The 14,867-nt window shown below is 66.4% G+C and carries 13 protein-coding genes; 8 read left to right on the forward strand and 5 right to left on the reverse strand.

The window, feature by feature from the left end; all coding sequences use genetic code 11:
* Window positions 1–218: 218 nt before the first annotated feature.
* Entirely contained in the window at window positions 219–389 is a 171-nt protein-coding gene (locus tag A3M7_RS46560; protein ID WP_014493008.1) for a DUF1328 domain-containing protein, read from the forward strand.
* A gap of 144 nt (window positions 390–533) precedes the next feature.
* On the opposite strand, the gene A3M7_RS0115210 is transcribed toward A3M7_RS46560, so the two are convergent.
* On the reverse strand, window positions 534–1,037 hold the full coding sequence (locus A3M7_RS0115210) for a thioesterase family protein (protein WP_027544707.1): 504 nt from the start codon (window positions 1,035–1,037) through the stop codon (window positions 534–536).
* A gap of 86 nt (window positions 1,038–1,123) precedes the next feature.
* Between A3M7_RS0115210 and A3M7_RS0115215 the strand changes: the two genes are divergently transcribed.
* The 3 genes from A3M7_RS0115215 (at window position 1,124) to A3M7_RS0115225 (ending at window position 4,447) form a co-directional block, all read left to right on the forward strand.
* Complete coding sequence (locus A3M7_RS0115215) at window positions 1,124–2,548, forward strand: FAD-binding oxidoreductase (RefSeq protein WP_027544708.1); 1,425 nt, start codon at window positions 1,124–1,126, stop codon at window positions 2,546–2,548.
* A gap of 102 nt (window positions 2,549–2,650) precedes the next feature.
* A complete protein-coding gene (locus tag A3M7_RS0115220) occupies window positions 2,651–3,964 on the forward strand; it encodes a Spy/CpxP family protein refolding chaperone (RefSeq protein ID WP_027544709.1) in 1,314 nt (437 codons plus the stop codon).
* A gap of 120 nt (window positions 3,965–4,084) precedes the next feature.
* Entirely contained in the window at window positions 4,085–4,447 is a 363-nt protein-coding gene (locus A3M7_RS0115225) for a hypothetical protein (RefSeq protein ID WP_027544710.1), read from the forward strand.
* Window positions 4,448–4,453: 6 nt separating this feature from the next.
* On the opposite strand, the gene A3M7_RS0115230 is transcribed toward A3M7_RS0115225, so the two are convergent.
* The 3 genes from A3M7_RS0115230 to A3M7_RS0115240 form a co-directional block, all read right to left on the reverse strand.
* The gene (locus A3M7_RS0115230; protein ID WP_027544711.1) at window positions 4,454–6,121 is read right to left on the reverse strand and encodes a SulP family inorganic anion transporter; all 1,668 of its coding nucleotides are present in this window, start codon (window positions 6,119–6,121) and stop codon (window positions 4,454–4,456) included.
* A gap of 237 nt (window positions 6,122–6,358) precedes the next feature.
* A complete protein-coding gene (locus A3M7_RS0115235; protein WP_027544712.1) occupies window positions 6,359–7,849 on the reverse strand; it encodes a caspase family protein in 1,491 nt (496 codons plus the stop codon).
* Window positions 7,850–7,985: 136 nt separating this feature from the next.
* Window positions 7,986–8,906 carry a LysR family transcriptional regulator gene (locus tag A3M7_RS0115240; protein WP_027544713.1) on the reverse strand — a complete coding sequence of 307 codons (921 nt, stop codon included), beginning with the start codon at window positions 8,904–8,906 and terminating at the stop codon, window positions 7,986–7,988.
* 95 nt (window positions 8,907–9,001) lie between these two features.
* On the opposite strand from A3M7_RS0115240, the gene A3M7_RS0115245 reads away from it, so the two are divergent.
* The 4 genes from A3M7_RS0115245 to A3M7_RS0115260 all read left to right on the forward strand — a co-directional run bounded on the left by A3M7_RS0115245 (window position 9,002) and on the right by A3M7_RS0115260 (window position 13,675).
* On the forward strand, window positions 9,002–9,445 hold the full coding sequence (locus tag A3M7_RS0115245) for a DoxX family protein (RefSeq protein ID WP_027544714.1): 444 nt from the start codon (window positions 9,002–9,004) through the stop codon (window positions 9,443–9,445).
* Window positions 9,446–9,792: 347 nt separating this feature from the next.
* Window positions 9,793–10,824: a TRAP transporter substrate-binding protein gene (locus tag A3M7_RS0115250; protein ID WP_027544715.1), complete on the forward strand. Its 1,032-nt coding sequence runs from the start codon at window positions 9,793–9,795 to the stop codon at window positions 10,822–10,824.
* Between the two features lie 7 nt (window positions 10,825–10,831).
* Window positions 10,832–12,685: a TRAP transporter large permease subunit gene (locus A3M7_RS0115255; RefSeq protein ID WP_027544716.1), complete on the forward strand. Its 1,854-nt coding sequence runs from the start codon at window positions 10,832–10,834 to the stop codon at window positions 12,683–12,685.
* A gap of 12 nt (window positions 12,686–12,697) precedes the next feature.
* Window positions 12,698–13,675 (forward strand): hydroxyacid dehydrogenase, encoded by a 978-nt coding sequence (locus A3M7_RS0115260; protein ID WP_027544717.1) that lies wholly within the window; start codon window positions 12,698–12,700, stop codon window positions 13,673–13,675.
* Here the strand turns inward: A3M7_RS0115260 and A3M7_RS0115265 are convergent.
* Complete coding sequence (locus A3M7_RS0115265) at window positions 13,672–14,838, reverse strand: ABC transporter substrate-binding protein (protein WP_027544718.1); 1,167 nt, start codon at window positions 14,836–14,838, stop codon at window positions 13,672–13,674. The genes A3M7_RS0115260 and A3M7_RS0115265 overlap by 4 nt on opposite strands.
* Window positions 14,839–14,867: the final 29 nt, after the last annotated feature.

Consider the following 14,867-nt stretch of genomic DNA (forward strand, 5'->3'; position numbering starts at 1 on the left):
CGGGGTGACGGGAGGGAGCCTTCATAACAGGGATTGGTGCCTATATGGGGCGGCGGTGCAGGGTTTTCCACGTACGTGGCAGGCCGATTTGTTCCTGCGGACCTGGCGAATTTCCACCTTGCGTGGGCAGGAACCATCGTTCCCGCGTCGAGATTGTCTGGACAGGTGGCGCGGCCAGCCGCGCCGACGCAGATAGATATCAAGACGAGGATTTGACCATGCTTGGCTGGGTTGTGACGTTTCTGGTTATCGCACTGATCGCCGGTATCCTGGGCTTTGGCGGTATCGCCGGCGCTTCGATCGAAATCGCCAAGATCATCTTCTTCATCGCGGTCGTGCTGTTCCTGGTTTCGGCCGTGGTCGGCCTCGCCCGCGGCCGCAGGATCTAGCGGTGTTATCCTCATGGTGAGGAGCGCGGAACGCGCGTCTCCCGGACGATGCTTCGCATCGCCTAGAGAACCATGAAGGCCCGACTGTGGCCTTGCATCCTTCGAGACGCCCGCTTCGCGGGCTCCTCAGGATGAGGGGTTTAGCTACCGCTTCGAGGGCATCGCCACGCTCCGGCCGACGCCCTCGGGCCGGGCCAAGTCGCTGTGGGCCCTGGCGATGCCTGCGATGCGCTGCTGGATATCGGGCGGAAACGCCGCAACGCGCCGTGCGTTCATGTCCATGTGCAGCGACATGTTCTCCGAGGTGGCCGATAACCAGCCTTCGGTGGCGTGCCTCATCTCCTCGAACGTATGCAGTCGCTTGTCGTCGGCCTCCAGCAGCCACACCAGGATCCGCACGGGATCGCCGAGATGGATCTCGCGCAGATAGCGCACATGGCATTCGGCGGTGAAGGTCGAACCGTGACGCTCGCTCTTGTAGACCGGACCGATGCCGAGCTCGAGCCAGAATTCGTCGATCGCCCGGTCGAACATCACGTTGTAATAGGCCATGTTGAGATGGCCGTTATAGTCGATCCATTGCGGCTCGATCTGCATGATCGAGGCGCGGAACGGCTCGGCCTTGGGCGCAGTGGCGGTCTCCGGCATGTGTCCTTCCCTGGCTATGCGTCCGGTCGCTTGACTTGACCGGTTAGATGTCCTTTGCCACGGTTCTTCTGTCGGAGGAATTTCCCGTGGGTACGACCATCACCAATAATCCGCCGCGGCCGGAGCCGAAAGCCCTCGCGAGCGCACTGGAGCAGCTTGCCGCACGCTTCGGCAACCGCCTCATCACCTCGCAGGCCGTCCGCGAGCAGCACGGCCATACCACGACGTGGATTCCCAACCAGCCGCCGGATGGCGTGGTGATGGCGCAGGAGACCGCCGATATCCAGGACGTGGTGCGCATCTGCGCCAAGAACCGCGTGCCTGTGATCGCCTTCGGCACCGGCACCTCGCTGGAGGGCCAGGTCAATGCGCCCGCCGGCGGCATCTCGATCGACCTGCGCGACATGAACAAGGTGCTCGCGGTGCATGCCGAGGACCTCGACTGCGTGATCCAGCCCGGCGTCACCCGCAAGGCGCTCAACGAGCATCTGCGCGACCAGGGCTTGTTCTTCCCGATCGATCCCGGCGCGGACGCTTCGCTCGGCGGCATGGCTTCGACGCGCGCCTCCGGCACCAATGCTGTACGCTACGGCACCATGCGCGACAGCGTGCTGGCGTTGAAGGTGGTGCGCGGCGACGGCGAGATCATCACGACCGGCACCCGCGCCAAGAAATCATCCGCCGGCTACGACCTGACGCATCTGTTCGTCGGCGCCGAGGGCACGCTCGGCATCATCTCGGAACTGACCATCCGCCTGCGCGGCATCCCCGAGACCATCGCGGCCGGCGCGGTGTCGTTCGAGACGGTTCACGGGGCGTGTCAGGCCGTGATCCTGGCTATCCAGACCGGCATTCCCGTGGCGCGCATCGAGCTGCTCAATGCCGCGCAGGTGAGGGCCTGCAACGCCTATTCCAAGCTGACGCTGCCGGAGACGCCGCTGCTCTTGATGGAATTCCACGGCAGCGAGATCGAAGTCGCCGAGCAGTCCAAGGCCTTCGGCGAGATCGCAAAGGAATGCGGCGGCGGCGACTTCTCCTGGACGACGAAGCCGGAGGATCGCACCAAACTATGGCAGGCGCGGCACGACGCCTATTGGTCGGTGAAGGCGCTGCGGCCCGGCGACAGTGTCGGCGTGGTCGCCACCGACGTCTGCGTGCCGATCTCGCGGCTTGCCGATTGCGTCAGCGAGACCGAGGAGGATCTCAAGCGGCTCAATCTGCTGTCGCCGATCGTCGGCCATGTCGGCGACGGCAATTTCCACTGCTCGCTGGTCTGCGACACCAACGACGCCGACGAGATGGCGCGCGGCGAGGAGTTCATGCATCGCCTGGTCGAGCGCGCGCAGGCGATGGACGGCACCTGCACCGGCGAGCACGGTATCGGCCAGGGCAAGCAGAAATACCTCAAGGCCGAACTCGGTCCCGAAGCGCTCGACGCGATGCGGGCGCTGAAGCAGGCGCTCGATCCGCTCAATATCTTCAACCCCGGCAAGATCGTGCCTGAGGCGTAGGCTCTGCGCGGCCGGGAACTGGGAACTTTCGGCAATGTTGCCGGTTCCAATTCCCGTCAAGTTCCGATGCCTGAATGGCAGGGCTCTGCGCGGGAGGGTGCGATGATGCGACCGGTCGTTGGAATTGCCGCGGTGGCGTTTGCCTGCATGCTGGCGGGCGCGGCTCTGGCGAAAGGCGGCGGCGGGCATGGAGGCGGCCATGGAGGCGGGCACGGCGGTGGTCACCATGGCGGTGGTCACCACGGCGGCGGCCATTTCCACGGTCATGGCGGTGGGCACGCGCACGGCGGCGGGCATCATCGAGGGATGCGGTTTGCAACCGGCGCCCGCCATGGCGGTCCGAACTTCGGTCAGATCCGCAACGCGGCCATCCGCCCCGCGAATTTCCGCAACGCCCTCAACGTGCATTCCAGCGCCTTCCGCAACGGCCGTCTGATCGGCAATCCGGCGGCGCGAGCCCAGATCGCGGCGGCCGCTGCACTCGCCGGCTGGCATGGCGCCAGCAGCGGATGGTGGCAACATGCGGGCGGCGGTTATGGCTGGGTCGGTCCGCTGTTCTGGCCGTTCGCCTATAACGATCTCTACGACTACACGATCTGGGGCGACGGTCTCGGCTTCTGGGGCTACGGCTATCCGGACATCTATGCCGGCATCTTCGGGCCTTATGGCTACGACGGTCTTGCGGCCTATCTGCCGCAGCGGCCGCAGGGACGGCGGCAAGCGCGCGGCGTTGCGCTGGATCAGCTTTGCGGCAGCGACCGCCGCGAGATCGTCGGTCTGCCGATCGACCAGATCGCCGCCGCGGTGCAGCCGAGGGAGGCGCAAGGCGCAAGCCTCGACGAGCTCGGCAACGCCTCGATCCTGGCGGCGGGCATGATCCGCGCGTCCTGCCCGGTGCAGGTCGCCGCGACGGCGCCCGGTCGGCTGACGGCGATGCAGCAGCGCATCGAGGCGATGGCGAAAGCCGTCGACCTCGTTCAGCCCGCCCTGGATAAATTCTACGGCTCGCTCACGGACGAGCAGAAGGCGCGCTTCAATGCACTGGCCGAGGACCAGCGTCGTACGACAGCTTCGAACAACACCGGGGGATCGCTGGTCCAGAATTGTGGTGCGCCTGCCTTGCTCGATTGGCCCGGCGCCGACATCGAGGCGCGGCTGCGCCCCAACGACACGCAGCGCGCGGCGCTGCAGGTGCTCCAGGATACCAGCGCCAGGGTCAGCGCATCGCTCAAGGCGGCTTGCCAGCCCAACGACGTGATGACGCCGCCGGCGCGAATGGCCGCGGTCCGCAAGCGGCTCGACCTGATGCTCGACGGCGTCAAGTCGGTTCGCGCAGCGCTGGAGGATTTCTACGGGACGCTGACTGACGAACAGAAGGCGCAGTTCGAGGCCATCGGACCACGCCGGACGTCCTGAATGCCTATCGAGCCAGGAAGCGAGGTGAAAAATCGCCTCGCCGATCTCGACAGGCCTCTCTACGCTGAACGACCTGAAGAGCGGTAATACGGCGGCTGGAAGACCGCAGGTGGTGGGGCGATGAAGTGGTTCGCGAGGCAGAAGGTGGCGGACATCTGGGACGAGACGATCGAAGGGCCGCTCGGCGACATCGAAGCCGCCGCGCGTATCCGCGCCATTTGTGACGCCGCGGCCACAAGCGCGGCAGGTTCCGCGCGCGACGACAAGCGCGAGAGCGAACGTTATGAGCGCGCGGCCAAGGTCGCGATGGAAATCGCGATGAAGATCTCGGATGGATTGATGCGCGATGACGCGGTCCATCGCATCGTCGATCTCTGCATGAAGGCGAACGATCTCAAGACGGCGCAGATCCTGTTCCGCGCGATCCACGCCAGCTGGATCCGCGAAACGATACAGCGGGATCACCCCACGCTGGTGCAGTGAACGCCGCTATTTCGCCAATTTGCGCACCGCCTCGTCCACGCTGTGGAAGACGTGCTCGCGGGGCAGGGCGTCGAACAATCTGAAACGTTCGAACGCGTCCTGGGCGCGCACCGATTCCAGCCGTGCCAGCGCGACCGTGACGCCCTGTTCGCTGCACGCCTTGAACAATTCGAGCAAGATCTGCGCGGCGGTGAAGTCGATCTCGACCATGCCGCTCGCCTCCAGCACCAGCAGTTGCGGCGTCGCCGCGCCGAGCACCTTGGTCACGTCGCTGCGAAAGCCCGGCGCGTTGAGGAAGGACAGCGGCGCCTGGAGCCCGATCACGGCGACGCCGGCGATGCGCTCGCCGGTGATGTGCGGATGGGCCGGCCACCAGATCGTGGTGCCGGGCACGCGCTCGAACTCGACCAGCCTGGCGCGTGTCGTGCTCCAGATGCCGTGCAGCAGCGACAGCACGATGCCGAGGAACGCGCCCTGCTGGATCGGCAGCACGATGATCAGTGCGGCGGTGGCGACGATCAGCAGGAACTCGCTTGGGGACTGGCGGTAGATCGTGACGATCTGCTTCACGCGGATGATGCGTAGCGCGACGAACAGCAGGATGCCGCCGAGCGCGGCGTCCGGAACGTGCTGCAACAGTCCCGTGCCGAACGCGAGCAGCGCCAGCACGATTGTCCCGGCGGCAAGGCCCGCGAGCTGCGATTGTCCGCCGGTCTCCGCGACGATGCCCGTCCGCGGCGGGCTGGCATTGACGGGAAAGGCGCCGAACAGGCCGGACAGCACGCTGCCGGCGCCGGCGCCGAGGAAATCGCGGTCGACATCGGCGGGCTTGTCGGGATCGGACGGGAACGACCGCGTGGTCGCGGCGGTCTGCACCATCACCACGACCGTGATCACGAAGGCGAGCGGGACGAGGCGCACCCACAGCTCCGGCGCAAGCTCGGGCAGGGTCGGTCGCGGCAGCGTGCCCGGCACGCTGCCTACGACATTGACGCCCTTGCTCTCGAGGCCGAGCGCGATTGTGGCCAGCGTCGCGGCGACCAGCCCGATCAGTGCGCCCGGAATTTTCGCGCTGACCTTCTCGGAGACGAAGACCACGGCCAGCACGCCCAAGCCGATGCACAGCGTGAAGGGATTGGTGCGGCCGAGCTGGCCAGCGAGCACGCCGATGCGATCGAGTGTCGGCCCGCTCGGCGATTCAAGCCCGAGCACGCCCGGCAATTGCGATACGATGATGTGGACGGAGATGCCGGCGAGGAAGCCGACCATGACCGGCACCGACAACAGGTTCGCGATGCCGCCGAGACGGAAGGCGCCGCCCGCGAGCATCATGGCGCCGACCATCAGCGCCAGCGCAACCGCAAGCCCCTGATAGTCCGGCGACCCGGTGGCCGCCAGCGCCGCAAGCCCGCCGGCGAAGATCGGCGTGATCGTCGAGTCCGCGCCGCAGGACAGGAAACGGTTGCCGCCGAGCAGCGCAAAGCCGAGCGAGCCCGCCATGAAGGCGAAGAAGCCGATCTGCGGCGCGAAGCCGCCGAGCCGCGCGGTGGCCATCTGCTCGGGAATTGCGATCGCCGCCAGCGTCAGCCCCGCCATGAGGTCGCCGGGCAGGGAATAGGACGCGAGTGATCGGAACAGCGGCCATGCGTGCTTGGCGTGAGAATCGTGCGGCATCGAGGTCCCCGGAAATGCTTGTCAGCTGATAAGACTACAGCATTTCCGTATCGCAAGCGGCAGACGCAATTTCTCTACATCCGTCGTCATTGCGAGCGCAGCGAAGCAATCCAGAGTCCCTCCGCGGAAAGATTCTGGATTGCTTCGCGGAGCCTGTCATCGGGCTGCGCTTCGCGCGGACCCGTTGGCTCGCAATGACGGAGGACATATTTGTCCTCCGTATCGCGCGAGTCCCCTTCAGTACCGGCCGCGGTCGTTGTGGTAATCGCCGCCGCGGCCGCCACCACCCATTCCCATGCCGATACCAATTCCTATGCCGATACCTTGCATGACGGCGCCGGGCGGCGGGCCACGATCCGGCGGCGGTGCGCGCTCGTAGATCACTTCGTCGGGCGGCGGCCGGCGCGGCTTCGGCGGCGTCTCGACGACCTTGCGCTTCGGCGGGGTGTCGTCGACACGCTTCTTGATCACAGGCGCCACTGTCGGGTTGACCGGGCTAGCCGGAGGCGTGGGCGTCGAGCACGGGCAGGTCGGGGCCATCGCGACGGCGACCGGGACGGGCGTGGCTGCGACCGTCGCGGGCAGGACGTAGTTGCGGTTCTGCACGCGAAGCAGCAGCCTGCGCGCGGTTGCAGCGAGGTCGCTGTTGTCCCAGTTGGCGAGGTAAGCCTCGAACGAGGCGCGGGTGTTGATCGCGACCGCGCGCTCCCAGGCCAGCATCTGGCGCCGGCGCTCCAGCACCGTGCGCAGGCGCGGCGTGCGGGCGTCCTGCGTGTACAGCTCGATATAGGCCTGATACGCCTCGGCGGTGTCGTCGGCGATCACGAGCTCATAGGCGACCTTCGCCTCCCTGCCCTGCAAATCCTTGCGCCAGTCCGCGACACTGCGCGTGCCGCCGGCGAGCGCCATGGCGGATGCGCCGGGAAGGGCGGGCTGCTGGCTGCTGCTCTCGCCGCCGAAGAACTTGAAGTCGGTCGTCAGCGACGAGCTTTCCCACGGGATCTGCCGTCCGTCGGTCGACTGCGCCACAGCGATGCGGATGCGCTTGAACACTTCCTCGATCGGCAGGTTCGGTTGCTTCGCGACCGAGAGCGCCGCGGTGGTGTAGGGGCTGTCGATGCCGGAACCGTCCTCGGCCTCGGCGCCGGGCGAGGTCGAATAGGAAATGAACGAGCCGGGCGCACCGGCCTTGGTGTCGACGATCGCAAGCCCGTGTCCGGCGCCGCTGAGTGCGGGGAACGGGTTGTTGCGGCAGGCATCGAGCATGAAGATGCGCGCCCGCGTCGGCAGCGCGCCGAGCGTGTTGAGCAGATCGTTCAGCCGCACGCCCTGGAGCGGAATGTCGGCCTCGCGCTTGGGATCGAGATCGACCGGCACAAGATAGTTCTCGCCGTCGATCTGAAGGCCGTGGCCGGCATAGAACACCAGCGCGACGGTGTCGGCGCCGCTGGCACTGACCTTGCCGGCGAAATCCGAGATCGCCGTGCGCATCTCGTTCTGCCCGAGGTTGGCCGCCGCGGTGACGGTGAAGCCGGCGTTGCCGAGCAGCTCCGTCATTCCCTTGGCGTCGTTGGCGGCGTTGGGCAGCTCCGGCACCGTGCGATAGGCGGATTGGCCGATCACGAGGGCGAGCCGCGCTTCGGCCGCGGCCTCCGTCGGCGTCATCAGCTGCGTGAGCGCAAGAAGGCTGGAAGCAAGGAACAAATGGCTGAGGATTGGACGGCGCATGGTGTCACCTCCATCAACAATGGGCGCGAGGATGTCACCGTTTCTAGTCGTCCGCCATGACTCTGTCTGTGCACTGGATCACGTTGCGAGCTGCGGCAAAATGGGCAGCGGAGCTGGCGTGTCAGGCCGTGTGCCGTCAGAACAGGCCGCGGTCCCAGGGCGGGTCAGGCGCAAAATGCGCGGCGAGAAAGTCGATGAAGGCGCGCACCTTGGCCGGCGGACGGCGGTCGGGCAGGTAGACCGCATGCACGGCCGAGGTCTGGATCTCCGGCTGGTCGAGCGGAAGCGCCAGAAGCGTGCCGGCGCGAAGGTCGTCGGCGATGATGAAGGTTGGCTGTCGCGCTAGGCCGAGGCCCGCCAATGTTGCCGCGCGCAGCGCATCGCCATTGTTGGCGCGCAGGGTGCCGCTGACCTGGACGCGGATCTCGCCGTCGACACCGAACAGCCATTCCGCAGCGCTCGCCTGCTGCGAAAGCGTGTAACCGAGGCAGTTATGCGCGGCGAGGTCGGCGACGCAGCGCGGCGTGCCGTGTTTCGCCAGATAGGACGGCGCGGCGCAGACCACGAGGCGGTTCGGCGCGAGCTTTCGCGCCACCATGCTGGAGTCGCGCAGCTTGCCAATGCGGATCGCGAGGTCCCAGCCTTCCTCGGCGAGATCGACGAGGCGGTCGTTGAGGCCGAGCTCGACGGTGACCTCGGGATGGCGTTCCGAAAACTCGGCGATCGCCGGCGCGATCTGCCGCGTGCCGAACACGACGGGCACGTTGACCCGCAGCAGCCCGCGCGGCTCGACGCGCTCGCGCGCGACCGCGGCGTCGGCGGCCTCCATGTCGGCGAGGATGCGCTCGGAGGATTCCAGATAGCTCCGTCCGGCCTCGGTGATGGACAGCCGCCTCGTGGTCCGGTGGAACAGTTTCGTGCCGAGCCGGGCCTCGAGCGCGGCGACATGCTTGGTCACCATGGTCTGCGACAGGCCCATGGCCCGGGCCGCGCCCGACAGGCTGCCGATCGCCGCCACCTTGGCGAAGACTTCCAGGCTGGTCAGCCGGTCGAGCATTTATCTCACTCTGCTGGTGTGAAGTATCATTCCAATATAGTAGATTATCGTTCGATTTAGAATAGATCATAGCTGCCTCCAACAAGGAGACCGCCATGATCGATTCCCGTACCGCTCCCTATGCCGCGCTCGTGCTGCGCGTGACGCTGGGCGCGCTGTTCCTCGCCCACGCCGGCCTGAAGCTGTTCGTCTTCACCCCGGCCGGGACCGCAAAGTTCTTCGGCAGCCTCGGCTTCCCGCCCGAACTCGCCTACGTCATCATGACGGTGGAAGTTCTCAGCGGTGTCGCGCTGATCCTCGGCGTCTGGACCCGCTATGCGGCGCTGGCCGGCATCCCGATCCTGCTCGGTGCGATCTTCACCGTGCACGGCGCCGCCGGCTTCTTCTTCACCAATCCGAAGGGCGGCTGGGAATACCCCGCCTTCTGGGCGATCGCGCTCGCGGCGCAGGCCCTGCTCGGCGACGGCGCCTACGCGCTGCGTCCGTCCCGCGATGTCGCGGCGTCGACCGGCCAGCTCAGCGGCGCGCATTCGCGCTGAGGTCACGACATCCGCTCGAACGCACAAGCCGCGGGATCAGGATCCCCGCGGCTTGTTTTGTTTCGTGCAAACCAATCAATCTGCGTTCGGCATTGATCCATACCTGAATTGGATCGATCCGCGTCAATCTTGCATGGCAGGTCTTGTCGCTGCCGTGCGGCATGATCGAAAACGCCTATAAATGCAGGCGCTCCGCTGCGGTCTCTGCCGGCGCGCCTGCCTCTCGCACCGTTGCGGCACCCCGGCCGCAACCCTTGCCTGTGTCGTCGCTTTGGCCATACAGTCCGAGCAAAGGCCGCACGCAACGATCGCGGCTGCGAACAAAAAATACCGGGAGAGACCGCACCATGACCATCGTGCCCGTGAACCGTCGCGCGTTCATCAAGTCATCGGCGGCGGTCACCGCCGGCCTCGTGCTCTCTCCCGCCATCATCGGCCGCGCTGAAGCTGCGACGCTGAAGCTGAAATGCTCCTCCTCGCTGCCGAACGATCCCAAATTCGCCAACGGCCGCGTCTACTACGACAACCTCGTCAAGAACCTGAAGGCGAACGGCCTCGGTGAGCAGGTCGAAGTCGCCTTCTTCCCGGACAATCAGCTCGGTCAGGAAATCGACGTCATCAATTCGGTGAAGCTCGGCGTCATCGACCTCATGGTGTCGGGCTCGTCGATCTCGGCCAATCTGACGCCGCTGGTCGGCACCTTCGACCTCGGCTTTCTCTTCTCGAGTTTCCCGCAGCAGACCAAGGCGTTCGACGCCGGCGCCGCCAAGCCGATCGAGGATGCGCTGCTCAAGGGCAGCAACATCCGCATCATCGCCTGGGCCTACAATTTCGGCTCCCGCAGCGTCCTGGCGAGGAAGCCGGTGAAGACGCCGGAGGATCTCGCCGGCCTCAAGATCCGGACATTGCCAAATCCCGTCATCACCGAATGCCTGCGCCTGATGGGGGCCGCTGCGACGCCGCTCGCGTTCGGCGAAATCTACACGGCATTGCAGGCCGGCGTGCTCGACGGGCTGGAGCACGATCCGCCGACGATCCTGGCCAGCAAGTTCTTCGAAACGGCAAAATTCTACGCGCTGACGCAGCACAATTTCTCGCCGCTTGCGATCTACTTCAGCGACATGACCTACAACCGCATGGACCCGAAGCTGCGCGACGGTTTTCTCGATGCCGCAAAGAAGGCCGCAATCGATACGCGTGCCCATGGGCTTGCAGTCGAGAAGGAGGCGCTGGCGGCCTTGACCGAGAAGGGCGTGACGGTGGCCGAATGCGACCGCGAGGCGTTCAAGAAGCGCGTCGCGCCGCAGCACGAGAACTTCATCAAGGCGCGGCCGGAATCCAAGGCCGTCATCGACATCATCCGCGCGACGCAAGCTTGAGATGACGATGACCGCCGCCGTGCCCGTCTCGGGCGGCCGCCACGGGAGCATCACCCAGCTGCTTCGCGTCAGCGACGTGATCGCGGCCATTCTCCTGGCCGCCGATCTCCTGGTCGTCTGCGCGTCCGTGCTGCTGCGCTTCTGCTTCAATGCGCCGGTCGAATGGTCTGACGACGTCGCGCGCGGATTGATGGTCGGCTCGGCCTTCTTCGGCGCGGCGAGCGCGCTGGCGCGCGGCGAGAATGTCGGCGTGTCCTTCTTCCGCGACCTGTTGCCGGCGAGGTTGCGGGCGCTGGTCGATGCCGCGAGCGCGCTGCTGGTCGTGCTGATCTCGGGCTACGTCGCCTATCACGCCATCAAGCTGGGCTCGCTGACGGCGGGCCAGACCACCGGATCAGGATTGCCGCTGGAACTGACCTTCTATCCGATGGGCATCGGTGCGCTGTTCATGACGGTGTTCGCGATCGACCAGCTCTGCGCCCGGCCGTTTCCTGACATCGCGAGGGGGCTCGTTGCAATCGTCGTCGTCACCGGCCTCTATCTCGCCTGGGATTATCTGTCGCCGTCGTCGGTGCCGTCGGCGGGCACCCTGATGCTGATCGGCTTCTTCGCGACGCTGTTCGGCGGATTGCCGATCGGCTTTGCGCTGGCGCTGGCCGCGCTGATCTTCATCTGGGTCGAGGGCGCGCTGCCCGGCGTGATCTTCGCCCAGCAGATGGCGCGCGGCATCGACAATTTCGTGCTGCTGGCGATCCCCTTCTTCATCCTCGTCGGCTACCTCATGGAAGCCAACGGCATGTCGGTGCGCCTGATCGAGCTGCTGCAGCGTGGGGTCGGCCGCATGCGCGGTGGGCTGAACGTCGTGATGGTGGCCTCGATGGTGCTGTTCTCCGGCATCTCAGGTTCGAAGATGGCCGACGTCGCCGCGGTCGGCTCGGTGCTGATCCCGGCAGCGCGCCGCTCGAAGCAGAATCCGGGCGGCGCGGTGGCGCTGCTCGCGGCGTCCGCGGTGATGGCGGAGACCATCCCGCCCTGCATCAACCTGATCATCCTCGGCTTCGTCGCGAACCTTTCGATCGGCGGCCTGTTCGTCGCAGGGCTGTTGCCGGCGGCGCTGATGGCGCTGGTCTTGATCGCGGTGTCCATCATCTTCGGCAAGCGGCCGGCGGATGCCGAGGACGTTGCGCCGCAGATGCCGGTGTCGGGCCTGTGGAGCGGCGCGATCGCCTCGTTCGGCCTGATCTTCATGATCTTCTTCGGCTTCAAGAGCGGCTTTGCCACAGCCACCGAAATCTCGGCGTTTGCCGTGGCCTATGCGCTCGTCATCGGCAGCCTGGTGTTCCGCGAGCTCAGTTTCAAAACGGCCGTGCACAGTTTCGTGCAGGCCGCAACGCGCGCAGGGCTCGTGCTGTTCATCGTCGCCGCCGCGCAGTCGCTCGCGTTCACGCTGACCTTGCAGCAGGTGCCGCATGCGGTCGGCGACTTCATGCTCGGATTGTCCAAGACCTCAGGCGTCTGGCTGTTCATCCTGCTCGCGATCGCCGTGCTGATCGTGATGGGCTCGGTGCTGGAAGGCGCGGCCGCGCTGATCATCTTCGGGCCGCTGCTCCTGCCGGTGGCCGTGCAGCTCGGCATCGATCCCCTGCATTTCGGCGTCGTGCTGGTGATCGCGATGGGCATCGGCCTGTTCGCACCGCCGCTCGGGCTCGGACTCTATGGCGCCTGCCTGATCGGCAACGTGCCGATCGAGCAGACGGTGAAGCCGATCATGGGTTATCTTGGCCTCTTGTTCCTCTGCCTGCTCGTCATTGCCTTCGTGCCATGGCTCTCGACGGCGCTGCCGCGGGCATTCGGCTACTGAAGGAGTCTTGCCGTGAAAGTCCTGCTCGCCCACACGCCGGAGATGCGGCGGAATTACTACGGCGATCGCAGCCTGAACGGCCTGCGCGCGGCCGCCGAGGTGATCCTGCACGAGGGCGATCAGCCGCTCGACGCGGCCGGTCTCGTCCGCGCGGCCAGGGACGTTGACATCATCGTCGCCGATCGCATGACCGAGGGACGCGGCGAGATCTTTCCGCAATTGCCGCATCTGCGGGCCTTCGTCCGCTGCGCCGTCGACATCCGCAACGTCGACGTCGATGCGGCCTCGAAGGTGGGTGTGCTCGTGACCCGCGCCGGTCCCGGCTTCGTGCAGGCGGTCGCCGAGCTCGCGCTCGGCTTCATGGTCGATCTCTCCCGCGGCGTGTCGCGGACGACGGCGGACTACCAGGCCGGCCGCCAGCCAGAGGCACGGATGGGCCGCCAGCTCGCCGGCAGCAAGATCGGCATCATCGGCTACGGCAGTATCGGCCGCTATCTCGCCGAGATCGCGAAGGTGCTGCGCATGGAGGTGTTGGTCTCCGACCCCTTTGCGACCGTCGGCGACAACGCCATCAGGCAGGTCGGTCTCGACGAGCTCCTCGCTGCGTCCGACTATGTCGTCTGCCTTGCGATCGCCAACGCAGAGACCGAGAATTTGATCGGGGAGGCGGCGCTGGCGCGCATGCAGAAGCATGCCGTGTTCATCAATCTGTCGCGCGGCAATCTCGTCGACGAGGCGGCCTTGGCACGCGCGCTGCGCGAGAACCGCATCGCCGGTGCGGCAATGGATGTCGGCCGCGCGCCCGACCAGATGCCGACGCCGGAGCTGGCCAAGCTGCCCGGCGTCATCGCCACCCCGCATGTCGGCGGGCTGACGCCGCAGGCGATCGAGTACCAGTCGCTGGAGACGGTGCGGCAGGTGGAGGCCATCGTCAGGGGCGAGGTCCCGCAAGGCGCCGTCAACGCGGAGCGCTGGACGCGGCGGCCCTAGAGCCTATCCACCGCCCTGAACGTCCCGTCTTTCTGGATCACGGTCAGGAACACCTTCGGCTGGGCGTCGATCATTTGCATGCCGACGGTGACGACGCTGCCGCTGATGTCGAAGCGGCCGACGTCGTTGATGGCGCGCAGGAGACTCGCGCGCGTCGGTTTCGGTCCCGCCTTCTCCAGCGCCGCGGCAGCGAGGCGGCCGGAGAGATAGCCTTCGAGCGACACGAAGTCGGGTGTTAGCGTCGGGTCGAACGCCGTCTGCGCCGCCTGGTAATCGGCAACGAGCTTGAGCGAGCGGTCCCAGGGAAACGGCACCACCTGCGAGACGATGACGCCCTCGCCGTCGGGGCCGAGCTCCCTGGCGAGCGCATTGGCGCCGACGAAGGAGATGTTGACGAAGGTCGGCGAGGCGCCGCTGCGGTGCGCGAGCTTGATGAACTCGGCGCAGGGACCGTAGGTCCCGACCATCACGATGGCCTCGGGTTCGGCGCGCTTGATCATCCGCCAGGCCGAGGCGACGGCGCGGGTGTTGCGCTCGAAGGTGCCTTCGGCGGCAAGCTCGAGGCCGCGCCTGGCAAGCGCGCGCTTCACGCCGACGAGACCGTCGCGGCCGAAGGAATCATCCTGGTAGAAGATGCCGATGCGGGTGAACCGGCGGTCCTCGGTGAGGTGCTTGATCCATGCTTCGGCCTCCGCGCCATAGCTCGCGCGGATGTTGACGACGTTCGGAAGCTCGAGGTCGCGCAGGAATTCGGCGCCGGTGAACGGACCGATGAAGGGGACGTTCCTGGCGCTGGTGATCGGGATCGTCGCGATCGCGGTCGGCGTGCCCACCGCGCCGATCAGCGCGAACACCTTGTCGTCCTCGATCAGCCGCAGCGTCTGCGCCACCGAACGATCGGGGTCGTAGCCGTCGTCGCGGCTGATGAGCTGGAGCTTGCGGCCATGGACGCCGCCCTTGCCGTTGATCTCGTTGAACGCCGCGACGATGCCTTGCCGCATGCGCTGCCCGAGCGCGGAGGAGGGACCTTCGAGCGCGGCCGCCTGGCCGAACAGGATCGCATCGTCGCTGACGCCGACCTCGTCGCCTTTCGCGGGCAGCATTGCCGCGGTCAGCAATGCGATGGTCAAGGCGAGGTATGTCGCGGATCGCGATCGTGTCATGTGGGTGCTTGTCGGATGCAGGACGCGTT

This window comes from Bradyrhizobium sp. WSM2254, assembly GCF_000472645.1.
Classification (GTDB): Bacteria; Pseudomonadota; Alphaproteobacteria; order Rhizobiales; family Xanthobacteraceae; genus Bradyrhizobium; species Bradyrhizobium niftali.

Coding starts and splice junctions, on each gene's coding strand:
- A3M7_RS46560 (WP_014493008.1), top strand. CDS start 219: ATGCTTGGCTGGGTTGTGACGTTTCTGGTTATCGCACTGATCGCCGGT.
- A3M7_RS0115210 (WP_027544707.1), bottom strand. CDS start 1,037: ATGCCGGAGACCGCCACTGCGCCCAAGGCCGAGCCGTTCCGCGCCTCG.
- A3M7_RS0115220 (WP_027544709.1), top strand. CDS start 2,651: ATGATGCGACCGGTCGTTGGAATTGCCGCGGTGGCGTTTGCCTGCATG.
- A3M7_RS0115225 (WP_027544710.1), top strand. CDS start 4,085: ATGAAGTGGTTCGCGAGGCAGAAGGTGGCGGACATCTGGGACGAGACG.
- A3M7_RS0115230 (WP_027544711.1), bottom strand. CDS start 6,121: ATGCCGCACGATTCTCACGCCAAGCACGCATGGCCGCTGTTCCGATCA.
- A3M7_RS0115235 (WP_027544712.1), bottom strand. CDS start 7,849: ATGCGCCGTCCAATCCTCAGCCATTTGTTCCTTGCTTCCAGCCTTCTT.
- A3M7_RS0115240 (WP_027544713.1), bottom strand. CDS start 8,906: ATGCTCGACCGGCTGACCAGCCTGGAAGTCTTCGCCAAGGTGGCGGCG.
- A3M7_RS0115245 (WP_027544714.1), top strand. CDS start 9,002: ATGATCGATTCCCGTACCGCTCCCTATGCCGCGCTCGTGCTGCGCGTG.
- A3M7_RS0115250 (WP_027544715.1), top strand. CDS start 9,793: ATGACCATCGTGCCCGTGAACCGTCGCGCGTTCATCAAGTCATCGGCG.
- A3M7_RS0115255 (WP_027544716.1), top strand. CDS start 10,832: ATGACCGCCGCCGTGCCCGTCTCGGGCGGCCGCCACGGGAGCATCACC.
- A3M7_RS0115265 (WP_027544718.1), bottom strand. CDS start 14,838: ATGACACGATCGCGATCCGCGACATACCTCGCCTTGACCATCGCATTG.